The sequence below is a fragment of the Acidovorax sp. GW821-FHT10E04 genome, assembly GCF_059415185.1.
Genome location: NZ_JBWKMT010000002.1, coordinates 493,441 through 518,198, shown reverse-complemented (window position 1 = coordinate 518,198; position 24,758 = coordinate 493,441). Strand labels below are relative to the sequence as shown.

Below are 24,758 nucleotides of genomic sequence, written 5' to 3'. Positions count from 1 at the left end.
CCGGCCCGCGCGTTGAGCGGCCCCAACCCAAGCAACTTGCTATGAAAATCGCTCAAGAAATCCGCGCCGGCAACGTCATCATGCACGGCAAGGACCCCATGGTGGTCCTGAAGACCGAATACGCCCGCGGCGGCCGCGGTGCCGCCACCGTGCGCATGAAGCTCAAGAGCCTGATCGGCAACTTCGGCACCGAAAACGTGTTCAAGGCCGACGACAAGATCGACAACGTGATCCTGGACAAGAAGGAGTGCACCTACTCCTACTTCGCCGACCCCATGTATGTCTGCATGGACACCGAGTTCAACCAGTACGAAGTCGAAGCCGAGAACATGGGCGACGCACTGAACTACCTGGAAGACGGCATGTCCCTGGAAGTGGTGTTCTACGACGGCAAGGCCATCTCGGTCGAACTGCCCACCAGCGTCGAGCGCGAAATCACCTGGACCGAGCCCGCCGTCAAGGGCGACACGTCCGGCAAGGTGCTCAAGCCCGCCAAGATCGCCACCGGCTTCGAAGTGCCCGTGCCCCTGTTCGTCTCGCAAGGCGACAAGATCGAAATCGACACCCGCACCGGCGAATACCGCAAGCGCGTGTAAACATCGTGTGGCACCCAGCAAAAAGGCTTCCCTCGGGAAGCCTTTTTTCATGGGGTCCTGCCCCACGGCTCTATCAAAAAATGAGCTGCCGCCGCTTGCTGCCTATAGGTTTCCAGGAGAAAACACCTTGAAACCCTCTACACACCAGCGCTGGCAGCTCACTTTTTTCAATCACCCATTCAGATAGGCTGCGCCACCAGGTCGTGCCCGCGCACGCCCACGATGCGCGCCCTGGTGAACTCGCCCACCTTCATGGTCTTGCTGATCTTCTCGGGCGGCAGCAGCTGCACCGTGCCGTCGATCTCGGGCGCATCGGCGTAGGTGCGGCCCACGCCGCCCTTGCGGCCCAGGCCCGGGGCGGAGTCGACCAGCACCTGCATGGTGGCGCCCACACGGCGCTGCAGGCGGGCGATGGAGACCTCTTCGGCCACGGCCATGAAGCGGGCGCGGCGTTCCTCGCGCACTTCCATGGGCAGCATGCCGGGCAGTTCGTTGGCGGCGGCGCCGTTCACGTCGCTGTAGGCAAAGCAGCCCGCGCGGTCGATCTGCGCCTCGCGCACGAAATCCAGCAGGTGCGCGAACTCTTCTTCCGTCTCACCGGGGAAGCCGGCGATGAAGGTGCTGCGGATGACCAGCTCCGGGCACACCTCGCGCCAGCGCTGGATGCGCTCCAGGTTGCGCTCGCCGCTGGCCGGGCGCTTCATGCGCTTCAGGACATCGGGGTGGCTGTGCTGCAGCGGCACGTCCAGGTACGGCAGCACCTTGCCCGTGGCCATGAGCGGCAGCACCTCGTCCACGCTCGGGTAGGGGTACACATAGTGCAGCCGCACCCAGGCGCCGTAAGGCTCGGCGATCTCGCCCAGGGTCTGCACCAGCTCCAGCATGCGGGTCTTGACGGGCTTGCCGTCCCAGAAGCCGGTGCGGTACTTCACGTCCACGCCGTAGGCAGACGTGTCCTGGCTGATCACCAAGAGCTCTTTCACGCCGCCTTCGAACAGGGCCTTGGCCTCGCTCAGCACGTCGCCGATGGGGCGCGACACCAGGTCGCCGCGCATCGAGGGGATGATGCAGAAGGTGCAGCGGTGGTTGCAGCCCTCGCTGATCTTGAGGTAGGCGTAGTGCTTGGGCGTGAGCTTGATGCCCGCGATGCCGAAGTTGCCGGGCACCAGGTCGATGAAAGGGTCGTGCGGCTTGGGCAGGTTCAGGTGGACAGCGTCCATCACCTCCTGCGTGGCGTGCGGGCCGGTCACGGCCAGCACGCTGGGGTGCATCTGGCGCACCATGTTGCCGCCATCCTCGCCCGCGCGCGCGCCCAGGCAGCCGGTGACGATCACCCGGCCGTTCTCGGCCAGGGCCTCGCCAATCGTGTCCAGGCTTTCCTTCACGGCATCGTCGATGAAGCCGCAGGTGTTGACGATGACGAGGTCAGCCCCGTGGAAGGTCTTGGAGGTTTCATAACCCTCGGCGCTCAGCTGCGTGAGGATCAGCTCGGAATCCGTGAGAGCCTTGGGGCAGCCAAGGCTCACAAAACCGACTTTGGGTGTTTTCGTGGGGGACAGTACTTCGCTCATATCCCCGTATTGTCCCAGTTCCGGCGTGCAACAGGGTGGGATTGCCCATTTCCCGAACGTTTGCCGTGCCCGGCAACCCGTGAAACCGGCGCGCCCGGGACCAGCGGACGCCGTGGAACCCGCGTCGCCAGTGGCTCAGGGGGCTATCTTTTGATGCCGAAGGCGCCCAGCATCTGCTCCGTCTGCTTTTGCATCTGCTCCTGCATCTGCGTGAGCATGGACTGCGACTGCTCCACGTAGTTGCCCATCATGCCCTTGAGCATGGGCGACTGCAGGCTCATGAACTGCGCCCACATCTCCGGGGTCACGCTTTGCGACTGCTCGGCCAGCTTGGCCTGGATGTCGGTGAAAGCCTGGACGTTCTTCTCCAGGTAGGCCCCCATGAAGCCCTGCATGGCATGGCCATAGAATCGGATGATGTTGGCCAGCACGGCCTCGGTGAACATGGGGGCGCCGCCGGCCTCCTCCTCCAGGATGATCTGCAGCAGGATGCTGCGCGTGAGGTCCTCGCCCGTCTTGGCGTCGCGCACCACCACGCTCTGGTGGTCCATCACCAGATGGCGCACTTCGGCCAGCGTGATGTAGGTGGAGGTATCCGTGTCGTACAGACGACGGTTGGGGTATTTCTTGATCACGCGCTGGGCCGATTTGGACGCGGCACTTTTCTGTTCGGACACAACGAACTCCTCGGGCTCGGAAACCCATGTATTGCAGTGCAACACATTCTAGGGAGGGAGAGCCCCGGCAATTGCAAAGGAATACCCTGATGGCAACTTGTCCACCGCTGCCGCAGGGGCGCCTGCAACGGGTTGTGCGCCCGCCTGCCGACCAGCCCATGGCGGGGGCCACGCGCATGCACGGCGAACAGGCGCGGCGCCCCGTCCGACAGACAGCGCCCGGTGCCGATGCGAGAGTCGCTGTTCCCGCCCATCTGCCGTTCGCGGCCTCGCCCCACCCTGCCCTGCCATGCCCGAAGGACTTCACCTGTCTCCCTGGTCTGCCACCGCCCTCGCCGCCCTCCTGGCCGTGGCCGTCGCCGCCATGGCCCACCGCATCGCCGCGGTGGTGCTGCGCCGTGCCACGGCCCCGGTTCCGGTAGTGCGCGCGGTGGTCATCGCCTGCATTCCCGTCATGCGGGTTCTGCTGCCGCTGATCGCGCTCCAGCTCGTCTGGCAGGCGGCCAGCGACGACTTGAGGTACATCGGCAGCGTGCGGCATCTCAACGGCCTGCTGGTGATCGGCGGAGCGTGCTGGCTGCTGATCGCGGCCATTGGCGGACTTGCCAATGGCGTCATCGCGCAGCATCCCGCGGACGTGGAGGACAACCTCACGGCGCGGCGCATCGCCACGCAGGCACGCGTGTTGTCTCGCACCGCGATGACCGGCGTGGTGATGGCCGGCGTGGCCCTCATGCTCATGACCTTTCCAGGGGCGCGGCAGGTGGGCGCCAGCCTGCTGGCATCGGCCGGCGTGGTGGGCATCGTCGCCGGCATCGCAGCGCGCCCGGTGTTCAGCAACATGATCGCGGGCCTGCAGATCGCGCTGGCCCAGCCGCTTCGCATCGACGACGTGCTCATCATCGAGGGCGAATGGGGCCGCGTGGAAGAGATCACCGGCACCTATGTGGTGTTGCGCATCTGGGACGAGCGGCGCCTGATCATTCCGCTGCAGTGGTTCATCGAACACCCGTTCCAGAACTGGACGCGCACCAGCTCGGAGATTCTGGGCACCGTGTTCCTCTTCGCCGACTACCGCCTGCCGCTCGATCCCCTGCGCGCCGAATTGCAGCGCGTGCTGGAGGCGGCCCCCGAATGGGACCGGCGCGTCGGCATTCTTCAGTTGACCGACGTGACCGAGCGCACCCTCCAGATACGCGTGCTGGTTTCCGCGCGCTCTTCGGGCCTGGCCTTCGACCTGCGGTGCCGCGTGCGCGAGGCACTGGTGACCTTCATCCAGCGCGAGCATCCCGACTGCCTCCCACAGGTGCGCCTGCACGCGCAAGGCAGCCCCCTGGTGCCCGCAGGTGCCGCCTCACCCGCTCCGGGCATGGGCTGACGCCTGCCCGCAGTGGCAGGCGTTGCACCCCAGGGGCAGGCGCGCGGCGCGCGTGGGGAGGCCCTCAGCCCAGGCAAAAAAAAGCCCGCACCAGGCGGGCCGAACTCTCGCATGAAAAAAAGCAAGAGGAGGGGAGGTGTCAGGGAGAGAGCCTGACAGAAGCATCGTAGGCCCCTATCGGCGTTACGCGCTGACAACGCAAGCAACTTGCCTGTCGAGACGTAACGGCCCCTGCCCGGGCCTATCGCACGAGGCTGAGGCCGGGTCGGCGTGTTGGCTGGCACAAAGCGCCACGGGAAGGCAATAACGTGAGGCCATTGCCCAGGTCCACTCGAAAGGAAAGACCGCGATGCTTCACACCCACGTACCCGCCCCCTCCCCCGTACCCCCCTTCCCTCCCGTGGACACCCCGCCCCCCTGGACGCCCGAGCCACCCCAGGTCGATCCGCCAGCGCAGCCAGGCACACCCCCGGTGCAAGACCCGCCGCCCCACTTCTAGCTAGCGGGCGGCTTCGGCGAAAGCAGCTCAGGTCGGCCCGCACCGCGTGGCGCCGGTGCTTCGAAGGGGATGGGGATGAACTTTCTTGCCGCTCAGGAGGGCGGCGCGATCAGGGTCGCGAAGTGCTGCGGCAGAGATGGGCCGCGCGGCCTTTGGTGGGTGCAAAGTGCCAGCCATGTCATGCGCCGTGCAGGCTGGCATACAGGGATACGTCAAAAATCAAGCCCAGCGGTGCCGCTTGCACTCAAGAGATAGCACCAGCGCGATGAAGCACCACGCTTGGCGATGCGGTTGACAGCAGACGGGAACGGCGGCCCAGGCGACGGCGCATGGAACGATTCAATAGCCCATCTTGAAATACGCCACCGCCAGCACCGCCACCGTGGCAACCACTGCGGCAAGCCAGAAGACGCGGGTGTCGTACATGCCCAGTTCTGGATCCGTATCCACGAGAACGTGTTGCATGCGGGAAGAATTGGCTGGTGTGTTCATGGTGGTGACCCTTCTCTCTGGAGCCCCCAAGTTAACGCGGCGAAACATCTCGCCGTGTCAGACAAACGCCAATCTGCGTGCAGCCACCCGCCGATGGGTGTGCCCCAGTCGCCAAATCTCGCCACAAGGCGCCATGAGCCACGACATCAATCACCCTTCTTATATGGATGCCTCCGTGGCAAGCGCCTGTGGAGCATTGCACATATGCGATCACGAGTGATTGTGGCGCGGGCCGAGCCACGCACCCGTCGCCCCACAGACAGGCCGCGGGATTGCCCAGTTGCCTTTCAACCACCATGCGGAATGGGTCAACGGCCTGGGGCCAGGACAGACAGGGCAAAGCTGGACGTGGCGCAGAAACAAAAAAGCCGCCCAGTGGAGGCGGCTTAATTTGATCAGGAACCCAAAAAACAGGGTCCTCAAGAATCCCGAAAACCCGAAGTCTGGTTCACTTCAGAAGGAAACTTGGTAGGCGCGATTGGACTCGAACCAACGACCCCCACCATGTCAAGGTGGTGCTCTAACCAGCTGAGCTACGCGCCTGTCGTTGTTTAGACCACGATTATAGCCATAAAAATGAGGGGCTTGCCAAAAAACAGGCAACACTTCGCATGGAACTCACTGGCGCCCTTTGCGCGCCTGTCCTGCAAGCCGCTCAGCGGCGGCGTGCCGAGCGCACGCCCGGCACGCTGGCCACGATGCCGAGGACCTTGTTGAGGCGGCCTGAATCGGCGACCTCCACCGTGAAGGTCATCCACGCAGTGCCTTTCACCGACTGGGTCTGTACGCCGATCACATTGGTTTTTTCCCGGGCAAAGACTTCAGAGATGTCGCGCAACAGGCCCTGGCGGTCGGCGGCTTCCACGGCTACATCCACGGGATACACGGCTGCAACCGCCGCTGACTTTGGCGCGCCCCATTCCACCTCGATGACACGCTCGACGCTGCGCGCGGCCATCTCGCGAAAGTTGCTGCAATCGGCCCGGTGCACGCTGACCCCCTTGCCGCGCGTCACGAAGCCGCGAATCAAATCGGGCGGTGCCGGCTTGCAGCACTTGGCCAGCTGGGTCATCAGCGAGTCGATGCCGACGACCAGTACGCCGCCCTTCGGAGCGGCATTCGTGCGGGCCTTCTTGAGCAGCAGGTAGTCATCCGGCTGCATCACAGGCTCGGGCGGTCGCAGCACCGTTTCGATGTTGCGCAGCGAGAACTCGTCCTTGCCCACCACCTCAAACAAGGCGTCGGCGGACTTGAAACCCAGCTGCACCGCAAGGTCGTCCAGCTTGACGGCGGTCTTGCCCTCGCGCTGCAGCAGCTTCTCGACCGCCTCGCGGCCCCGCGCCACGGTTTCGTGTGTCGCCTGGGCGTTGAACCAGGCACGCACCTTGGCCTTGGCGCGATGGCTGGTGAGGTAGCCCAGCTCGGCATTGAGCCAGTCGCGTGAGGGGCGGCCCTCCTTGACAGTCGATATCTCCACGGTCTGCCCGTTTTGCAGCGGGGTGTTGAGTGGCACCATGGCGCCATCCACCCGGGCCCCCCGGCAGCGGTGCCCGAGGCTGGTGTGCACGGCATATGCGAAGTCCACGGGCGTGGCGCCCTGCGGCAACTCCACCACGGCGGCATCGGGCGTCAGCACGTAGATGCGGTCCTCGAACAGCCCCCGATTGGGTACAGCACCCGAGAGGTCGCGCTCCCATGCCAGCAGCTGGCGCAGCACCGCGATCTTGGCGTCGTATTCGCCCGAGGCAGAAACCCCCGCATAGCCCTTGCTCCCCGCCTCCTTGTAGGCCCAATGGGCGGCCACGCCGTGTTCGGCATGGTCATGCATGGCCTGGGTTCGAATCTGGATTTCGATGGGCTTGCCGTGGTCGTCGCGCACGATGGTGTGCAGCGACTGGTAGCCGTTGGGCTTGGGCTTGGCGATGTAGTCGTCAAACTCCTCCACGATGGGCTTGAACTGCTCGTGCACCCAGCTCAGGGCGGCGTAGCAATCCTTCACCGTGGGCACGACAACCCGCAGCGCACGGATGTCGAACACCTGGTCGAAGTTGAGCGACTTGCCGCGCATCTTCTTGACGATGCTGTAGATGTGCTTGGGGCGCCCCTGCACGCTGGCGCTGATGCTGCGCGCGCGCAGGTCAGCTTCGAGCCGCGCGCGCAGCTGCTCCATGTACACCTCGCGCTCGCCGCGTTTTTCGTCGAGCAGGCGCGCCACTTCCTTGTAGGTGTCGGGCTCCAGGAAACGAAAGGACAGGTCCTCCAGCTCCCACTTGACCTGCCAGATGCCCAGGCGATTGGCCAACGGCGCGAATACCTGCAGCGATTCGCGCGCCAGGCTGGGCGACACGGGGCGCTTGGCGGACGCATGAAAGCGCAGCGTCTGCAGGCGCGAGGCCAGGCGCAGCATCACCACGCGCAGGTCGCGCGAGAACGCGAGCAGCATCTTGCGCACGTTCTCCGTCTGGATGGCGGGGTCGTCCAGGTGCTCGGCGGCGCGGGCCTGCTGCTGCACGCGCATGAGCTTGGTGGTCTCCACCGCAAGCGCCGCGAAGTTCTCGCCAAAGGCCTTGGCAATGACCTCTTCGGGCTTGTTGAGGTGAATGCATGCGTGCACCAGGTAGCTGGCCGCCTGCATGGCCTCGGAGCCGCCTATTCCCTTGAGGATGGCGGCCACGGCATCGGCATGGGCCAGCGTGTTTTCGCCCGAGTCCAGGGTCTCGCCCGCCATCAGGGGCTCGGCGAAGGCGCGGGCGCGGGCCAGCGCGTTGACCTGCTCGGGCAGCGTGTGCGCAGTGGCTGCAATGAGCTGGGGGAGAACCTCGGCCTGGGGGGCGAGGGACGCCTGTGCGGGAGGGTAGGTTTTCATCCGGCCAAAGCACCTTCCGCCGCCAGCAGGAAACCGGTGACCGCAGCGACCTGGTCGGCCGCCACCAGCGTGGGCGCATGCCCCACGCCTTCGAACTCCACCAAGCGCGCACGGGGGCCTCGCTGCGCCATGGCCTGCGCGGTTTCGCGGGACAGCAGATCCGATTGCGCACCGCGCAGCAGCAGCGTGCGCGCGGCGATATGGTCATATAGCTGCCAGAGCATGGCCTCCCCCGCCGCGGCGGACTCCTGCGTCAATGCCCGAAACGGCACCGCGATGGCAGGGTCGTAGTGCAGTGTGATGCCGCCCTCCGGCAGCGTGCGCACCATGTGACGCGAAAGTTCCAGCCACTGTTGCGGCGTGTGCGGGCCAAAGCTCGTCGAAATGGCCCACATGGCATCCGCCGCCTGCTGCAGCGACTCGAACCGTGCCAGCTGTCCCAGATAGAGCCCGATGCGCTGCAGGGCTTCCCACTGGATGACCGGCCCCACGTCGTTGAGCACCAGGCGCCGCACGGGCACGGGCAGCGGCAGCCCTGGCTGCCCAGCGACGCCCATGCCGATGAGCCCTCCCATGCTGGTGCCCACCCAGTCGAGGGTGGCGATGGGGCCCTGCCCCTGCAACTGGGCCACCAGCGCGAGCATGTCGGCCGCGTACTGGGGAATCTGGTAGCCCATGGGATCGGCCAGCCAGTCGCTCTGGCCCCGCCCGACCACATCAGGACAGATGACGCGGGCATGCGCGCTCAGCGCACGCGCGAGGGTGTCGAAGTCCCGCCCCTGGCGCGAGAGGCCGTGCACGCAGAGCACCACGTGCGGATGTGCTGGATTGCCCGTGGCATTCCACTCCCAGTACGCCATGCGGTGGCGAGACTCGGCAACGGAGGCGTTACCAGAAGACACCCCGGTGGCCGCGGGGCCAGGGCACAGTACGTAGTTCAGCGTAGGTTCAATCATGGGGAGCGGAATCGAGGGGCAGCGCTTGATAATGCCGGGAAGGTCGGCACGGATCGCCGCACTGCGTCCATCCGCAGTCCCGGGTGTCTGCCGCGCTGCAAATCCCCGACCGCCGTGGCTGTCGCTGCGATTTGCGCCCTGCATCCATCCTGATCCGGGTGGCCGCGTGCCACGCAATCCGTGCCGCCCTTCCCTTGCGTTCATCGTAATTCATTCGGAGAGACTCTCATGCTGAAAGGCAAAACCGCCCTCGTCACCGGCTCGACCAGTGGCATTGGTCTTGGAATCGCGAAGGCACTGGCCCGCCAGGGCGCCAACATCGTGCTCAATGGCTTCGGAGACGTGGAAGGCCCGCGCGCCGAGGTGCTGGCCGCTGGCGAGGCCGCAGGTGTCCAGGTGGCCTACCACGGCGCCGACATGAGCCGTGTGGCCGACATCGAAGACATGATGAAGTACAGCACCGCGCAGTTCGGGCGCGTGGACATCCTCGTGAACAACGCCGGCATACAGCATGTGGCCAACGTGGAAGACTTCCCCGTGGAACGCTGGGACGCGGTGATCGCCATCAACCTCACGAGCGCCTTTCACACCTCGCGCCTGGCGCTGCCCGCCATGAAGGGCGCCAACTGGGGCCGCATCATCAACGTGGCATCGGTGCACGGTCTGGTGGGCTCGGCACAGAAGGCCGCCTACGTGGCAGCCAAGCACGGCATCGTCGGCCTGACCAAGGTGACCGCGCTGGAAAACGCCACCACCGGCGTGACCTGCAATGCCATCTGCCCCGGCTGGGTGCTGACGCCCCTGGTGCAAAAGCAGGTGGATGCCAAGGCAGCGGAACATGGCCTGTCCAACGAGGACGCCAAGAAGCTGCTGCTGGGCGAAAAAGAGCCCTCCATGCAGTTCACCACGCCGGAAGAACTGGGCGAGCTGGCCGTGTTCTTCTGCTCCCCCGCCGCCAACAACGTGCGCGGGGTGGCCTGGAACATGGACGGCGGCTGGGCGGCGCAGTAAGGGGCTGGGCCCCCGGGGGCACGGGGCCGCAGCCACATGCTCCCGGCAGATGCTCCATTTTCAACAGCAGGTGCCGCTGCTCAGCCCAGAACAGACGGCACTTTCAGTGCGGGATTTGACTTTCAGCCTTGGCGCTGTGGCCGGGCCGGCCGGTCTCAACGCATCTGCACCGAGCCCGACACGTTGACGACCACCTGGGCCTTGCCCGCTTCCACCGGGACGGCGGAGTCCGCATAGGCCCCGCCCATCTTGGCCTCGGCGGCCATCATGCGTGGGCGGGGACCGGGCGCCATCTCATTGCTGTTCACCGCCACCTCGCGCAGGCTGTAGTTGCTGAAGCCAAACCCCTTAGCCAACTCGGCCGCGCGGGCCTTGAACTGCTCGATGGCCTGGGTCTGGGCCTCATCCTCCACCTTGGCACGCGCCTCGCGCGACAGGCCGAACGCGACCTGGTGGATGGCCATGGTCTGGATCTTGCCCGCCGTGGTGGTGATGCGGGCGAAATCGCGGCCTTCCAGCACCAGTTCCGCGCGGCCCTGCCAGCCATTGATCTTGCCGTCCTTGTTGTAGCGCGGGAAAAGGCCGAACGGGCCCGTGCGCACATCCAGCTGGCCGGGCTGGGCATTGCGCTTGGCTTCGGCCAGCGCCGTGTCGAGCGCCTGCTTGAGCTGCGCCTGCACGGTGGCGGCATCCGCGGCCTCCTTGCTGGTGGCGAGGCTGAGCACCAGCAGATCCTGCTGCACTTCGACCGTGCCCGTGGCTGACAGCTGCACCACATTGCGCGGCTCTGCCGCAGGTGCATTCTGAGCAAATGCGGCTCCAGCGCAAGCCAGAAAAGCGCCTGCAGCTATCATTTTGGTAGTCATCTTCATGGCGGAAACATCCTTGGCATCAAAGCGCCGCCCTTCGTTGGGCAGCGCGGGGCACCACGATAACCGCGTGGCATCCCGCCCATGATGAAGCCCCGCCGCGCACTGTGCGAAGCTGGGCAAAACTTGTAACAGTTGGTCAAACCCAAGGCCAAAACCCGAACTTCGGCGTTCCAAGTGGTCAGAATCGGCTCTGTTACAAATTGGACTTGGGATCAAGATGGCCACAACAACCAATCGCACCGACAAAGTTCTGGTGGTGGATGACGATGCACGAATCCGTGATCTGCTGCGCCGCTACCTCACCCAGGAAGGCTTTGAAGTCATGGTCGCCGAAGACGGCAAGGCACTCAACCGCCTGCTGTTGCGCGAGACCGTGGACATCATCGTGCTCGACCTGATGATGCCGGGCGAGGACGGCCTGTCCATCTGCCGCCGCCTGCGTGCGGCCAATGACCGCACGCCCATCATCATGCTCACCGCCAAGGGCGAGGACGTGGACCGCATCGTGGGCCTGGAAGTGGGCGCCGACGACTACCTGGGCAAACCGTTCAACCCCCGCGAACTGCTCGCGCGCATCCACGCCGTGCTGCGCCGCCGCCCCGCGCAGGAAGCCCCCGGTGCGCCTTCGGGCGACAACGAGGTCGTGACCTTCGGCCCCTTTACCTTCGACCTGGGCACCCGCGCACTGCAGCGCAATGGCGAAGAGCTGCCCCTGACCACGGGCGAGTTCGCCATGCTCAAGGCCCTGGTACGCCACCCGCGCCAGCCGCTGTCGCGCGAAAAGCTGGCCTTGCTGGCACGCGGCCGCGAGTTCGAGCCCTTCGACCGCAGCCTGGACGTGCAGGTCTCGCGCCTGCGCAAGCTGGTGGAAGTGGACGCCGCCGCGCCGCGCTACATCCAGACCGTGTGGGGCGTGGGCTACGTTTTCGTGCCGGACGGAACGAGCTGACCCCTTCCTTCTTTCTTGTATGCGCAAATCCGACGGCCATCCGAGGTCGAGATCACCATCGTTCCGGCAGTCCGTGACCGCTCCTTCCGACGCCACCAGCCCCGCCCCCCTCGAGTCCCTGAGACAGGCTCGGGAGCAACGGGCGCGCGTGGGCCTCAATCTCTTCTGGCGCACCTTCTTCCTGCTGGCGCTGCTCCTGGTGGGCAGCATCCTGGCATGGCTGCAGACACTGCGGGCGCTGGAGTTTGAACCGCGCACGCTGCACACCGCGCAGCAGATCGCCTCGCTGGTGAACCTGAGCCGCGCCGCGCTCGTGCACTCCGATGCCATCGCCCGCGTGTCGCTCATCAAGACCATGGCCGACCAGGAAGGCGTGCGCATCCTGCCGCGCGAGCCGCGCGACAAATTCGAACTGCTGGAGGGCACGGCCCTGGGCAACCGCCTGACCGACGAGCTCACCCAGCGCCTGGGCCCCGACACCATCGTGGCGCAAAACGTGAATGGAGAAACAGGCCTGTGGGTCGGCTTCAACATCAACGGCGACCCCAACTGGCTGCTGATGGACCGCTCGCGCTTCAGCCCGGCGGGCGGCCGCACCTGGCTGATCTGGCTGATCACGGCGGGGGCGCTGTCACTGGCGGGCGCCGCGGCCATTGCACGGCTGATCAATCGGCCGCTCAAGCAGCTTTCCTACGCCGCCAACCGCGTCAAGGACGGCGATTTCGCGGCCAGCCATCTCGACGAAGAGGTGGTGACCAGTGAAATCCGCGAGGTGAACATCGGCTTCAACCGCATGGCGCAGAAGCTCGCCAAGCTGGAGCAGGACCGCGCCGTGATGCTGGCCGGCATCTCGCACGACCTGCGCACGCCGCTGGCGCGCCTGCGGCTCGAAACCGAGATGAGCGTGAACGATGAAGTCGCGCGCGAGCACATGGTGGCCGACATCGTGCAGCTCGACGCCACCATCGACAAGTTCCTCGACTACGCGCGGCCTGACCACGTGACGCTGACACCCGTCAACCTGCATGCGGTGGTCTCGTCCTGCGTGTACGCCGTGCAGGACCACCGCGAACTCCAGATCACCATGTCGGTGCCCGAAGACCTGAACGTGCTGGCTGACGAAGTGGAACTGGCGCGCGTGATCTCCAACCTGCTGGAGAACGCCCGGCGCTATGGCAAGACCGAGGACACCGGCATCACCAGCGTGGACATCGTCGCGAAAGGCCGGGAGAACTGGGTGCTGGTCAAACTGCGCGACCATGGCCCGGGCGTGCCGCCCGAGCAGCTGTCCAACCTGACCAAACCCTTCTTCCGGGGTGATTCCGCCCGCACGGCCGCCGCCGGTGCGGGGCTGGGGCTGTCCATCGTCGACAAGACGGTGCAGCGCATGGGCGGCATCTTCGCGCTGGCCAATTCCAGCACGGGCGGCCTGGTGGCCCACCTGCAGTTGCAGCGTGCCACCGACCTGCCCGACGGCGCCGACCCCAAGCAGCGCCTGCAACGGCCGTCCATCAAGCGCCAGCTGCCAAGACGCCGGGCGGAAGACAAGACCGCCTGACTTCAAGCATCCGCTCCCCGGGCCGCAGGCCCGTTCAGCGCACCATGCAGGGCGATTTGTTGTTGAACTTCCAGCCGGGGATCAGGTACTGCATGGCGATCGCATCGTCACGCGCGCCCAGCCCATGCTGCAAGTACAGGCGGTGGGCGCGCTCCACCTCCTCCATGTCCAGTTCCACGCCCAAGCCGGGCTTGGTGGGCAACTGGATGAAGCCGTCCCTGATCTGGAAAGGCTCCTTCGTCAGCCGCTCACCGTCCTGCCAGATCCAGTGCGTGTCGATGGCCGTCACGCGCCCCGGTGCGGCGGCGCCCACGTGGGTGAACATGGCCAGCGAGACGTCAAAATGGTTGTTGGAATGCGAGCCCCAGGTCAGACCGAAGGCCTGGCACATCTGCGCCACGCGCACCGAGCCGGCCATGGTCCAGAAATGCGGGTCGGCCAGCGGAATGTCCACTGACTGCAGGGCCAGGCTGTGCGCCATCTCGCGCCAGTCGGTGGCCACCATGTTGGTGGCGGTGGGCAGGCCCGTGGCGCGGCGGAACTCCGCCATCACCTCGCGGCCCGAGAACACGCCTTCGGCGCCGCAGGGGTCTTCGGCATAGGCCATCACGCCGTGCAGGTCGCGCGTGATGCGGATGGCGTCCTTGAGCAGCCAGCCGCCGTTGGGGTCCAGCGTCACGCGCGCCTCCGGGAAGCGCTCATGCAGCGCGCGAATCGCCTCGACCTCTTCCTCGCCACGCAGCACGCCGCCCTTGAGCTTGAAGTCGGCAAAGCCGTAGCGCTCGTACGCGGCCTCGGCCAGGCGCACGATGCCGTCGGCCGTCATGGCCTTCTCGTTGCGCAGGCGGAACCAGTCGTTGTCGGCACCGGGCTCGGTGCGGTAGGCCAGGTCGGTCTTTGCGCGGTCGCCCACGTAGAACAGGTAGCCCAGCATCTGCACCGACTCGCGCTGCACGCCATCGCCCAGCAGCGCGGCCATGGGCACGTTCAGGTGCTGGCCCAGCAGGTCCAGGAAGGCCGATTCCACCGCCGTCACCGCGTGGATGGTGATGCGCAGATCGAAGGTCTGCAGGCCGCGCCCACCCGCATCGCGGTCCGCGAACTGGGCGCGCATGGCGTTGAGCACGGCGTTGTGGTGGCCGATGGGCCGGCCCACGATCAGCGGGCGCGCGTCCTCGATGGTCTGGCGGATCTTCTCGCCGCCAGGCACCTCGCCCACCCCGGTGTTGCCCGCGCTGTCGCGCAGGATGATCAGGTTGCGCGTGAAGAACGGGCCGTGCGCGCCGCTCAGGTTCATGAGCATGCTGTCGTGGCCCGCCACGGGCACCACGCGCAGCTCGGTGATGACGGGGGTGCTGGTGGCAGAAGGGATGGGAGAGGTGGTCATGGTGGTCTGGAAACGAAGATGGGCGCGCAAAGACGCCCCGTGACAAGGCTTAATCGGCAGTGATTTTTCGGGTTTCGATGACCGTCTTCCAGCGCGCGAATTCGCGTGCCTGGTAGGCGGTGAAAGCCTCGGGCGTGCTGGCCACGATCTCCAGACCCTGGTCGAGCATGCGCTTCTTCACGGCGGGATCGTTCATGGCGGCGATGGCGGCATCCGAAAGCTTCTTCTTGAGCGCGGGTGGCAGGCCCTTGGGCGCGGCCATGCCCTGCCACGAGTACACCTCGGCACCGGCCACGCCGGCCTCGGCCAGGGTGGGCACGTCGGGCAGCACGGGGCTGCGCTTGTCGCCGGTGACGGCAATCGCATGCAGCTTGCCGCCGCGGATGTGCTGCAGCACGGCGTTCACGTTCTGGAACGAGAACTCCACCTGCCCGCCCAGCAGGTCGTTGATGGCCGGCGCGCCGCCCTTGTAGGGGATGTGCAGGCCTTCGGTGCCGCTTTGCTGCCAGAAGACCTCGGCCGAGAGGTGGTCCGACGAGCCGTTGCCCGAACTCGCGAAGCTCACCTTGCCGGGGTTGGCCTTGAGCTGCGCGATCACCTCCTTCACGGTGCGTGCCTTTTGCGCCGGCGAGGCCACCAGCACATTGGGTGCCTGCACGGGCACGGTGATGTAGTCGAAATCCTTGAGCGCGTCGTACGGCACGCTCTTGAGCAGGTGCGGCGCCACCACGAAGGCGCCCAGGGACGACACCAGCAACGTGTAGCCATCGGGCGCGGCGCGTTTGACGGCACCCGCACCCAGCGTGCCCGTGGCACCGGGGCGGTTGTCCACCACGAAGTTCTGGCCCAGCTTGTCGCCCATGTGCTGGGCCATGGCGCGCGCCACCATGTCGGTGGAGCCGCCCGCCGGAAACGGCACAACGATGGTGACGGGCTTTTCGGGCCAGGGCGTGGCGGCTGTCTGGGCCGATGCGGAAAACGCCAGGGTGCAGGCGCCGGCGACGAGCAGCAGTTGCTTGACGAACATGAGGGATGTCTCCTGAGGTGGTGGTGGTGGTCGGCGGCCCTCTGCGGGGCCTTGGGTTGAAGGGTTGGCGTGGGACAGGGGGGCGCGCTTACTGCGGGCCGAGCTTGTCGATGAGCGCCTTGAGCTCTTCCATCTCGCTGGGCTTCAAGTCCGTCAGCGGCGCGCGCACCGGCCCACCGTCATGGCCCACGATCCTGGCGCCCGCCTTGATGATGCTCACGCCATAGCCTTCCACCCGGTTGCGGATGGCCAGGTAGGGCATGAAGAACTCCTTGAGCAGCCTGTGCTGCGTGGCCGTGTCGTCGGCCGCCACGGCCTTGTAGAAGTCCATCGCCGTCTTGGGAATGAAGTTGAACACTGCGGACGAATACACCGGCGTGCCCAGCGCCTTGTAGGCCGCCGCATACACCTCGGCCGTGGGCAGGCCGCCCAGGTAGGAGAAGCGGTCACCCATCTTCATGAAGATGGAAGACATGGTCTCGATGTTGCCCACGCCGTCCTTGAAGCCGATCAGGTTGGGGCAGCGGTCGGCCAGGATGGCCAGGGAATCGGCAGTGAGCTTGGTGCGGTCGCGGTTGTAGACGATCACGCCGAACTTCACGCTGTTGCACACGGCGGCCACATGCTCGATCAGGCCCTCCTGGCCGGCTTCGGTCAGGTAGTGGGGCAACAGCAGGATGCCGTGGGCGCCCAGGCGCTCGGCCTCCTGGGCATGGGCGATGGCGGTGCGGGTGGGGCCGCCGGCGCCGGCAATGATGGGCACCTTGCCGCGGCAGGTGTCCACGGCGGTCTTGATGACCTGGCCGTACTCGGGGCCCGAGAGCGAGAAATACTCGCCCGTGCCGCCGGCGGCGAACAGGGCGCTGGCGCCGTAGGGGGCCAGCCACTCCAGGCGCTCGATGTAGGTCCTGGGGCGGAATTCACCCTGCTCGTCGAAGTCCGTGATGGGGAAGGACAGCAGGCCGGAGCCCATGATGGATTTGAGGTCTTGCGGGGTCATGGATGGTGGTATCAGGTCTGGTGGGTGGTCAGGGCGTATCAACAGGTCGTACAAGCGGCTTGCAGCACCCTGCCTTCGGCGGTATCAAGCAGTGTTCAGGGGGACGAGCCGCCTTTCAGACCGACCAAAGCGACTTGAAAACCCACTTCAGACCATGCCTAAACGGCAGCAACGCATGAATGTTAACGTTAACATTTCCACGAACCATAGGGAAAACCCTTTGTTATGCGACATCTTGGGAAATTGCGGAAGGGGCGTGGGCTGACCGGAGCCGGCCCGAACGGCCCCGTCGATGCCCCGAGGACGCCGGGTACGAGACCGTTGTGCCGACGGCGTGACCCCTTCTCGGCTACCGCACCGCAGGCGCGGCCGCAAACACCTCGATGGTTTCGAGCGCCGAGACCGGGCGGCCGGCCTTGCCATCGCCCGCTACCACCAGCCGCGCCATACCGCGTGCCAGCGGGTGGCCGTCCAGCCGACAGGCGATCAGCACGCGCTGGTTGTCCAGCGACACCAGGGCTGGTAGCCGTCGGCCCCGGTGGCTACCAGGTACACGCCCTGCACGTTGGCACCGCCGGCGCTCTCGGCCTCGACGCCGGCCACGCTACTCAGCAACACCCACCGGTCCGCGCCCGTGCAGCGGCCCGGGTAGCGCAGCATGTACCAGCCCGTGGGCGGTGGCGGCCAGCACAGCCTTCATCAACAGGGCATTCCAACGGAGCATGGGGCTTTCCGGTAGCGCTTGGGCAATGGGTCATTCTGACGCCATGGGCCGGGCCCGCCCCACCACCCTCACACCTGCTTGCACATACCGCACCACCCCGTCCTCTGGCTGGTTTCGCCGCACGTCAATTGGCATCTGCACCGTTGCGCAAGGCCTCCAGGCGCCGTGCCAGCAACTCCATGCGGTCGCCGCCCCAGAACAGCTCGCCCTGGCAGACGAACGATGGCGCGCCAAACACCCCCAGCGCTTGCGCCCTTTGGGAGGCCATCGCAAAGTCACTCTGCGCATCGCGCTGCAGATAGCCCTGCCAGTCGCCGGCCGAGAGCCCGGCAGCCACCAGCGCTGCCTCCACCTGCACAGGCGACTCCAGATCGAACTCGCGGCGCCAGAACGCGGCCAGCAGCGGATCGCAGAACTCCCACAGCCTTTGCCGCGACCGCGCGAACAGCAGGGCCTGGCTGGCCAGTGTCGCGTCCCACAGCTTGGTGGTGGCGCGGATGGTGAGGCCTTGCAGCTGCGCCAGGCGGCGGCAGTCCATGTACAGGTACTTGAGCTTGGCCACGTCCCGCGGGGACCGATCGCTCACCTCGCCGCCATAAGCCGATTGAAAGTCCGTGATGTATGGCCACCAATCGAAGCGCAACCCGCTGCGCTGCTCCAGATCGCGCGCCTGCCGCAGCGCCAGGTACGAGTACGGGCTGCGCAGATCGATGAAGGCATCCACGCCTGCCGTGCTGCTGTGGTCCGGCATGCCCGGTTACCCGCGCTCGAAGAGGTTGTGCCTGGCGTCGCTGGACGTGGTCACATCCACCCAGCTCCCGCGCAACAGGTCCATCGCTCGCCCCACGGCGGGCCGGCTGCGCACACGGCCATACCAGGCCTGCACGCGCGGAAAATCGTCCAGCGCAACGCCCGTCATCTTGTGGATGCGCACCCACGGAAAACAGGCGATGTCGGCGATGGAATAGGCGCCGCCAATGTACTCGCGGCCTTCGAGCCGCTCATCGAGTACCTTGAGCAGCCGCCGCGTCTCGTTCTGGTAGCGCCCGATGCCGTAGGGAACCGGCTCTGGCGCATAGCGAAAGAAATGCTGCGCCTGCCCCATCATCGGCCCGAGCCCGCCCACCTGCCAGAAAAGCCACTGCAGCACATCGCTTCGTGCACGCAGTTCGGCGGGCACGAAGCGCTGCGCCTTGTCCGCCAGGTACAGCAGGATGGCGCCGGTCTCGAACACCGTGAAGGGCCCGCCCCCATCGGCCGGAGCATGGTCGACGATGGCCGGGATCTTGCCGTTGGGGTTGATGGCACGGTAGGCCGGCTGGTGCTGGTCGCCCTGGGTGATATTGATGGGCACCACGCGGTAGGGAACGCCTAGCTCCTCCACCAGGATGTGCACCTTGTGCCCGTTGGGTGCGGGCCAGCTGTAGAGGTCGATCATGGAGACCCCTGTGCTTCAGCGCTTGCGCATGATCTCTTGCCGGCGGCGGTCCTGCGCACGGCGGTTGCCCGCGTCGCCCATGCCGGCAGGCAGGTAGTCGTCCAGGGCCACGGTGCGCTCCTCGATCTGGCGCATCACGCTGTCGTGCAGCGCCTTCTTGGACATCGCGTAGGCGGTGTTGCAGTCGGGTGTGATGCACTTCGCATAGCCGATGGCCGTGGCGAGCAGTTGCTCGGGCTCCACCACCTCGTGGAAGAAACCCAGTCGCTCGGCCTCTTCCAGTGTGTAGAGCTTGCCGCGCAGCGTGGCGAGCGCGCCCACCTGGTCGCCCAGGGCGTATTTGATGATCTCCACGTAGGCCGCCGGCATGGGGATGCCGATGGGCACTTCGTTGAGGCCGAACTTGGCGGGTTTGCGCGCCGCCACGCGGAAGTCGCAGTCCAGCGCCGTGATCAGCCCGCCCGCGATGGCATGGCCGTTGACCGCCGCTACCGTGGGCCGGGGGTACTCGAAGATGCGCAGATTGGTCTCGCGGTAGGCCTTGTACCACTCGCGGACGGCATCCTTGCTGCCGCTGCCGAAGATGCCGAAGCTGTAGTCGAAATCGATCCCGGCCGAGAACGCGTCGCCCTGCCCCGTGAGCACCACCGGCAGTTCACCGAACTCGCGTTCGAGCCGGTCGAAGGCATCGTGCAGGTCGGCAAAAAAAAGCGCGTTCTGCACGTTGACCTTGTTGGTGTTCATGCGGACGACGGCGCAGCCGTCCATCGCCTCGATATGCCATGCCATGGGTGTCTCCTTCGTGGGTCTGAAAAAGCTTGCTGATTGCCGGCTTCATGCTAGCCACAAGGGCTCGGCCATGTTGTCTTTGCAACGACAACGCACGCGGCGGTTCCGGGCTACAAACCTGCCAACGAACCCAGCCTGAAAGCGAGCCCCATGCCACGTGCCCACATCGTCTATACCCACCCCGAACCTCGTTCTTTCGTCGCGGCCATGCGCGACACCACCCAGGCGGCATTGGCCAACGCAGGCTGGCAAACCAGCGCGACCGACCTGCATGCGGCGGGCTTTGGCGCCGTGGCCAGAGCCACGGATTTCGGCGAACGGGCAAGCCCCGGACACCTGGTGTACCCGCTGGAGCAGCGGCACGCGTGGGAGCATGGCAGCCTCGCCCCCGAGATCGCGAACGAGGTCCGGGCAGTGGTAGACGCAGACCTGCTGGTGCTCGTCTTCCCGGTGTTCTGGTTCTCGGTGCCGGCGCAGATGAAGGGCTGGATAGACCGGGTGTTCCTGTCCGGCGTGTTCTATGGCGGCCGGCGCGTGTACGACCGGGGTGGCATGGTGGGCAAACATGCGCTGGTGGTGGCCGCCCTGGGCGGGCGTGAGCACATGTTCGGCACCGGCGCCCTGCACGGCGAGCTCACGGGAATGATGCGCCACCTGCTGCAGGGCACGCTGGGGTATGCGGGGTTCTCCGTCTACGAACCCTTCTTTGCGCACCACGTGCCTTATGTGGACGATGCCACGCGGGCCGGCATGCTCATGCGCCTGTGGAACGAACTCCAGGCCCTGGGCACCCGGCCTGTGCTGCCCATGCCCAGCCTGCAAGGCTTCGACGACCATTTCAACCCAATCAGCACCACGCCGGGAAGCATCACCAATGCCTGAAATCATCGATGCCTGGATGCAATTGCCGAACCAGCCTTACCTGCTGGACTCCATGTTCGATTCATTGCGCCGCTGGCCCACCCACTGGCGCTCCCTGGCGCAGGAAAACCCCGGCATCACGCACGATGAAGCGCTGGCGACCTTCCGCGCCCAAGGCGTCCAGCGCGTCCTGGCCAGCGCCTGGTGGGGGCCTGCCGGGCCGATGATCACCAACGACGAGGTGGCAGCGGCCACGCAGGCGCATCCCGGCCAGGTGGTGGGCATCGCCTCGGTCGATCTCCACCGGCCCATGGACGCCGTGCGCGAACTGCGCCGCTGCGTGCGGCAGTTCGGCTTCAAGGGCGTGCGTGTGCTGCCCTGGCTCTGGGGCCTGCCGCCCGACGATCGCCGCTACTACCCACTGTATGCCGAATGCGTGGAACTGGACGTCACCTTCTGCCTGCAGGTCGGGCATGCAGGCCCCATGCGCCCTTCCGAGCCGGGCCGGCCGATGCCGTACCTGGACCACGTGGCACATGAATTCCCGGACCTGCGCATCGTGGGCGGACACATCGGTTTCCCATGGGTGAACGAGATGGTCTCGCTGATGATGAAACATCCCAACGTCTATGTGGACACATCGGCCTACAAGGCCTCGCGCTTCCCGCCAGAACTGGTCGCCTACCTGCGCGGCCCGGGCCGGCACAAGGTGCTGTTCGGCACCAACTACCCCATGCTCACACCGGCAGAATGCCTGGCTGGGCTCGATGCCCTGGGCCTGGACGCAGAGACGAGAGCCCTGTACCTGGCGGGCAACGCGCGCCGCGCGTTCAAGCTATCCCCCTGACCGATACTGCAAGCTCTGACCACCCAGGGACTCAAGCCATGCCTTCTCGCACCCCATCGAGCCCGCTTGAAACGCCCGTGCCCTCACGCGGGAAAAGGGCAGCACATGCCCCCGCAGGCACCGGCATGGTGGACTTCCTGGAGTCGTCGGCCTGGTACCGCGTGCTGTCGCCCGAGTTGCAAGCCGTGGTCCTGCGCACCGCGAGCGAGCGGATCACCGTCCCCGGCGAGCTGGTGGCCCACCGGGGGCAACCCTGCACCCACTGGTACGGGCTGGTGCGCGGCTTCCTGCAGATGTACGTGGTGGCGTCGGACGGTGCCGAAACCACGCTGTATTGTTTGCGCGAGGGCGAATGGGGCGGCGAGGGCTCGCTGCTCAAGAAGGAACTGCGCCAGTACGACCTGCGCTCGCTCACGCCGGCCCACCTGTGCCTGGTGCCGGTGGAGACCTTCGAGACGCTGCGCCAGTCGTCCATCGCGTTCAACCACGTGATCTGCGACATCATGAACGCGCGCATGGGGGTGTTCGTGGGCATGCTGGAGGCATCGCGCCTGCGCGGGCCCGAGACGCGGGTGGCCCGGGCCCTTCTGATGCTGGCCGACAGCCAGGGCGAGGCGGTGCAGGAGCTGCTGATCTCGCAGCAGGAACTGGCCCTGATCTGCGGACTCTCGCGCCAGCGGGTGAACGTGGCGCTCAGCGTGTTCAAGCCCCGGGGCATCGTGCGCATCGAGCCCAACAAGGGCTCGCTGATCGTGCATGTGCCGCTGCTGCGCGACCATGTGACGGGCATTGCCTGAACCTTCGGGCCGGCCCCATTGGCGCGGAGCGTGATCTCCCGCAGAATCCGGCGGTGCCTGTTTCCACGCCACCATGACCGCAGATCCCCTCGACCTCTTCCTTGCCCAGTCGCCCTGGATGTCCGCCCTCACCGCCGAGGAGGCCGCGCGCGTGCGCCGGGCGATCACGCTGCGCAGCTACCCTGCGGGCGGCGCGGTGTTCTCGAAGGGCACGCCCACCGCGCATTGGGCCGGGGTGATGGAAGGCATGCTCAAGCTGGACAACATCACCGCCGAAGGCCGCACCAGCACCTTCGCGGGCGTGCCCTCGGGCGCCTGGTTCGGCGAGGGCTCGGTGCTCAAGGACGAGCCCCGTCCCTACGCCGTGACGGCGCTGACCGACAGCGTGGTGGCCCTGCTGCCGCGCAGCGAGTTCCTGCGGCTGCTGCAAGAGAGCCACCCTTTTGCGCTGTGGCTGATCGGGCAGCTCAACGCGCGTCTGGCGCACTACGTGGCGCAGGTGCAGACCGACCGGCTGGGCGACACCACGGCGCAGGTGGCCTACAGCCTGTCGGGCTTGTTCAACGATGCGCTGTTCCCCAACACCGCGCGGCGCATCACGCTGTCGCAGGAGGAACTGGGGCGCCTGTCGGGCGTGTCGCGCCAGGTGGCCAACCGGGCGCTGCAGGAACTGCAGGACCGGGGTGCGATCCGCCTGGGCTATGGCTCCATCGAGGTGATCGACCTGCAGGTGCTGCAGGCCATCGCACGAGAAGGCTGAATGCTCAGCCTGCGGGCTCTGCCTGAATCTGTGCCAGCTTGGTGATGGCCTCGCGGCTGCCCGCGATCTCGCGCAGGCGGAACTTCTGGATCTTGCCGGTGGCGGTCTTGGGCAAGACCTCGAACACGACCTGGCGCGGGCACTTGAAGCGCGCCAGATGGCAGCGGCAGAACTCGATCAGCTCCTCGGCACTGACGCTGCCTGCGGCATCGGGCTTGAGCTCCACGAAGGCGCAGGGCACCTCGCCCCAGCGTTCGTCGGGCTGGGCCACCACGGCGGCCAGCAGCACGGCGGGGTGGCGGTGCAGCACGTCTTCCACCTCCACCGAGGAGATGTTCTCGCCGCCCGAGATGATCACGTCCTTGGAGCGGTCGGTGATCTGCACATAGCCGTCGGGGTGCAGCACCGCGATGTCGCCGGTGTGGAACCAGCCGCCGGCAAAGGCCTTGGCCGTGGCGCCGGGGTTCTTGAGGTAGCCCTTCATCACGGTGTTGCCGCGCAGCATGATCTCGCCAGCCGTCACGCCATCGGCCGGCACGGGCTCCAGCGTGTCGGGGTTGAGCACGCGCAGGTGCTCCAGCGCCGCGGCGCGCACGCCCTGGCGCGCCTGCAGCCGGGCACGCCCGGCTTCGGGCAGGGCCGCCCAGCCGGGCTGGCGCACGCAGCTCACGGGCGTGCCCGAGACCTCGGTGATGCCGTACACGTGGTCCACGTCGAAGCCCATCGCGGCGATCGCCTGCAGAATGGCGGCCGGCGGCGGCGAGCCCGCTGTGAGCACGCGCACCGGGCGCGGCAGCGCGATGCGCTCGTGCGCCGGTGCATTCGCCAGCATGGCCAGCACGGTGGGCGCGGCACAGAAATGGTCCACACCGTGCTCGGCAATGGCCTCGAAGATGGCCTTGGCCGTGACCTTGCGCAGGCACACATGCGTGCCCGCCGCCGCCGTGACGGCCCAGGTGAAGCACCAGCCGTTGGCGTGGAACATGGGCAGCGTCCACAGATACACCGGGCGGCGCGGCATCGCCCAGTCGGTCATCTGCAACAGGCTCATGAGGTAGGCCCCGCGGTGGCTGGGCACCACGCCCTTGGGGTCGCCAGTGGTGCCCGAGGTGTAGTTCAGTGCGATCGGGTCCCACTCGTCCTCGGGCCACAGGCCTTCGAAGGCCGGATCACCCTCGGCCAGCAGGGCTTCGTAGTCGAGCCCGCCAAGGGCCGGCTGCGCGGGCAGGCCCGCATCGTGGATGGCGACCACCAGCGGCTGCTGCGCCAGGCCCTCGACGGCCCGGGCCGCGAGCGCCGAAAATTCGCTGTCCACCAGCAGCACGCACGCCTCGCCGTGGCGCAGGATGAAGCCGATGGCCTCGGCGTCGAGCCGGCAGTTGACGGCGTTGATGACCGCACCGCACAGGGGGATGCCCAGGTGCGCCTCCAGCATCGCGGGCGTGTTGGGCGCCAGGATGGCCACGGTGTCGCCGCGCTGAACACCGCGCCGTGCCAGCGCGCTGGCCAGGCGGTAGGCGCGCTCGCGCGTCTGTGCCCAGGTCTGCGTGCTGCCCGCATGCACCACGGCAGTGCCTTCGGGATGCACCTGCGCGCTGCGGTCCAGAAAGCCCAGCGGCGTGAGCGGCAGGTGGTTGGCGGGGGTGCGTTCCAGGCCGTGCTGGTAGGGGCTGTGGTGGGTTGCTTGGCTCATGCTGGTCTCC

At 66.6% G+C, this 24,758-nt stretch carries 24 protein-coding genes and 1 tRNA gene; 9 read left to right on the top strand and 16 right to left on the bottom strand.

Going from position 1 to position 24,758, the window contains the following annotated elements; translation table 11 throughout:
- Positions 1-41 precede the first annotated feature (41 nt).
- Entirely contained in the window at positions 42-596 is a 555-nt protein-coding gene (gene efp, locus AC07OC_RS07375) for an elongation factor P (protein WP_057223504.1), read from the top strand.
- 179 nt (positions 597-775) lie between these two features.
- Here efp and rimO read toward each other — a convergent pair whose 3' ends face one another.
- The gene (gene rimO, locus AC07OC_RS07370) at positions 776-2,167 is read right to left on the bottom strand and encodes a 30S ribosomal protein S12 methylthiotransferase RimO (protein WP_218294235.1); all 1,392 of its coding nucleotides are present in this window, start codon (positions 2,165-2,167) and stop codon (positions 776-778) included.
- Positions 2,168-2,310: 143 nt separating this feature from the next.
- Positions 2,311-2,844 carry a polyhydroxyalkanoate synthesis repressor PhaR gene (gene phaR, locus AC07OC_RS07365; protein WP_218294234.1) on the bottom strand — a complete coding sequence of 178 codons (534 nt, stop codon included), beginning with the start codon at positions 2,842-2,844 and terminating at the stop codon, positions 2,311-2,313.
- A 289-nt stretch (positions 2,845-3,133) separates the two neighbouring features.
- On the opposite strand from phaR, the gene AC07OC_RS07360 reads away from it, so the two are divergent.
- Positions 3,134-4,222 carry a mechanosensitive ion channel family protein gene (locus AC07OC_RS07360; RefSeq protein WP_218338990.1) on the top strand — a complete coding sequence of 363 codons (1,089 nt, stop codon included), beginning with the start codon at positions 3,134-3,136 and terminating at the stop codon, positions 4,220-4,222.
- An 838-nt stretch (positions 4,223-5,060) separates the two neighbouring features.
- Here AC07OC_RS07360 and AC07OC_RS07355 read toward each other — a convergent pair.
- The 4 genes from AC07OC_RS07355 to AC07OC_RS07340 form a co-directional block, all read right to left on the bottom strand.
- Positions 5,061-5,213: a hypothetical protein gene (locus AC07OC_RS07355; RefSeq protein ID WP_218294232.1), complete on the bottom strand. Its 153-nt coding sequence runs from the start codon at positions 5,211-5,213 to the stop codon at positions 5,061-5,063.
- 466 nt (positions 5,214-5,679) lie between these two features.
- Positions 5,680-5,756 (bottom strand) — tRNA-Val (locus tag AC07OC_RS07350).
- A 112-nt stretch (positions 5,757-5,868) separates the two neighbouring features.
- Positions 5,869-8,079 carry a RelA/SpoT family protein gene (locus AC07OC_RS07345; RefSeq protein ID WP_218340856.1) on the bottom strand — a complete coding sequence of 737 codons (2,211 nt, stop codon included), beginning with the start codon at positions 8,077-8,079 and terminating at the stop codon, positions 5,869-5,871.
- Positions 8,076-9,035: an alpha/beta fold hydrolase gene (locus AC07OC_RS07340; protein ID WP_369642241.1), complete on the bottom strand. Its 960-nt coding sequence runs from the start codon at positions 9,033-9,035 to the stop codon at positions 8,076-8,078. Before AC07OC_RS07340 ends, AC07OC_RS07345 begins: the two co-directional genes overlap by 4 nt.
- A gap of 228 nt (positions 9,036-9,263) precedes the next feature.
- Here AC07OC_RS07340 and AC07OC_RS07335 point away from each other — a divergent pair, with 228 nt between their 5' ends.
- Positions 9,264-10,046 carry a 3-hydroxybutyrate dehydrogenase gene (locus AC07OC_RS07335; protein WP_218294229.1) on the top strand — a complete coding sequence of 261 codons (783 nt, stop codon included), beginning with the start codon at positions 9,264-9,266 and terminating at the stop codon, positions 10,044-10,046.
- A 155-nt stretch (positions 10,047-10,201) separates the two neighbouring features.
- Here AC07OC_RS07335 and AC07OC_RS07330 read toward each other — a convergent pair whose 3' ends face one another.
- Entirely contained in the window at positions 10,202-10,918 is a 717-nt protein-coding gene (locus AC07OC_RS07330) for an SIMPL domain-containing protein (protein ID WP_218340854.1), read from the bottom strand.
- Positions 10,919-11,135: 217 nt separating this feature from the next.
- On the opposite strand from AC07OC_RS07330, the gene ompR reads away from it, so the two are divergent.
- Together ompR and AC07OC_RS07320 are read left to right on the top strand one after the other, a co-directional pair.
- Positions 11,136-11,867: an osmolarity response regulator transcription factor OmpR gene (ompR, locus tag AC07OC_RS07325; protein WP_010460834.1), complete on the top strand. Its 732-nt coding sequence runs from the start codon at positions 11,136-11,138 to the stop codon at positions 11,865-11,867.
- Between the two features lie 19 nt (positions 11,868-11,886).
- Entirely contained in the window at positions 11,887-13,425 is a 1,539-nt protein-coding gene (locus AC07OC_RS07320) for an ATP-binding protein (RefSeq protein WP_218294227.1), read from the top strand.
- Positions 13,426-13,459: 34 nt separating this feature from the next.
- On the opposite strand, the gene gudD is transcribed toward AC07OC_RS07320, so the two are convergent.
- From gudD to AC07OC_RS07280, 8 genes are all read right to left on the bottom strand, one after another.
- Positions 13,460-14,812, bottom strand: a complete 1,353-nt coding sequence (gene gudD / locus AC07OC_RS07315; protein WP_494600685.1) for a glucarate dehydratase — start codon at positions 14,810-14,812, stop codon at positions 13,460-13,462.
- Positions 14,813-14,861: 49 nt separating this feature from the next.
- Positions 14,862-15,839, bottom strand: a complete 978-nt coding sequence (locus tag AC07OC_RS07310; RefSeq protein ID WP_494594894.1) for a Bug family tripartite tricarboxylate transporter substrate binding protein — start codon at positions 15,837-15,839, stop codon at positions 14,862-14,864.
- Between the two features lie 88 nt (positions 15,840-15,927).
- The gene (gene kdgD / locus AC07OC_RS07305) at positions 15,928-16,839 is read right to left on the bottom strand and encodes a 5-dehydro-4-deoxyglucarate dehydratase (protein ID WP_218295311.1); all 912 of its coding nucleotides are present in this window, start codon (positions 16,837-16,839) and stop codon (positions 15,928-15,930) included.
- Between the two features lie 349 nt (positions 16,840-17,188).
- On the bottom strand, positions 17,189-17,332 hold the full coding sequence (locus tag AC07OC_RS07300) for a hypothetical protein (RefSeq protein ID WP_494600683.1): 144 nt from the start codon (positions 17,330-17,332) through the stop codon (positions 17,189-17,191).
- Positions 17,326-17,499 carry a hypothetical protein gene (locus AC07OC_RS07295; protein ID WP_218294222.1) on the bottom strand — a complete coding sequence of 58 codons (174 nt, stop codon included), beginning with the start codon at positions 17,497-17,499 and terminating at the stop codon, positions 17,326-17,328. The genes AC07OC_RS07300 and AC07OC_RS07295 overlap by 7 nt, the downstream gene beginning before the upstream one ends.
- 188 nt (positions 17,500-17,687) lie before the next feature.
- Positions 17,688-18,314: a DsbA family protein gene (locus AC07OC_RS07290; RefSeq protein WP_218340851.1), complete on the bottom strand. Its 627-nt coding sequence runs from the start codon at positions 18,312-18,314 to the stop codon at positions 17,688-17,690.
- 6 nt (positions 18,315-18,320) lie between these two features.
- Positions 18,321-19,001, bottom strand: a complete 681-nt coding sequence (locus tag AC07OC_RS07285; protein ID WP_218340850.1) for a glutathione S-transferase N-terminal domain-containing protein — start codon at positions 18,999-19,001, stop codon at positions 18,321-18,323.
- Positions 19,002-19,016: 15 nt separating this feature from the next.
- Positions 19,017-19,790, bottom strand: a complete 774-nt coding sequence (locus AC07OC_RS07280; protein ID WP_218340849.1) for an enoyl-CoA hydratase/isomerase family protein — start codon at positions 19,788-19,790, stop codon at positions 19,017-19,019.
- A 150-nt stretch (positions 19,791-19,940) separates the two neighbouring features.
- Between AC07OC_RS07280 and AC07OC_RS07275 the strand changes: the two genes are divergently transcribed.
- The 4 genes from AC07OC_RS07275 to AC07OC_RS07260 all read left to right on the top strand — a co-directional run bounded on the left by AC07OC_RS07275 (position 19,941) and on the right by AC07OC_RS07260 (position 23,055).
- A complete protein-coding gene (locus AC07OC_RS07275; RefSeq protein WP_218340848.1) occupies positions 19,941-20,672 on the top strand; it encodes an NAD(P)H-dependent oxidoreductase in 732 nt (243 codons plus the stop codon).
- On the top strand, positions 20,665-21,498 hold the full coding sequence (locus AC07OC_RS07270; RefSeq protein ID WP_218340847.1) for an amidohydrolase family protein: 834 nt from the start codon (positions 20,665-20,667) through the stop codon (positions 21,496-21,498). Before AC07OC_RS07275 ends, AC07OC_RS07270 begins: the two co-directional genes overlap by 8 nt.
- Before the next feature lie 38 nt (positions 21,499-21,536).
- Positions 21,537-22,295, top strand: coding sequence for a Crp/Fnr family transcriptional regulator (locus tag AC07OC_RS07265; protein ID WP_255591403.1), 759 nt, complete (start codon positions 21,537-21,539; stop codon positions 22,293-22,295).
- Positions 22,296-22,368: 73 nt separating this feature from the next.
- A complete protein-coding gene (locus AC07OC_RS07260; RefSeq protein ID WP_255591402.1) occupies positions 22,369-23,055 on the top strand; it encodes a Crp/Fnr family transcriptional regulator in 687 nt (228 codons plus the stop codon).
- Positions 23,056-23,059: 4 nt separating this feature from the next.
- Here the strand turns inward: AC07OC_RS07260 and AC07OC_RS07255 are convergent, their stop codons facing one another.
- Entirely contained in the window at positions 23,060-24,748 is a 1,689-nt protein-coding gene (locus AC07OC_RS07255; protein WP_218340846.1) for an acyl-CoA synthetase, read from the bottom strand.
- Positions 24,749-24,758: the final 10 nt, after the last annotated feature.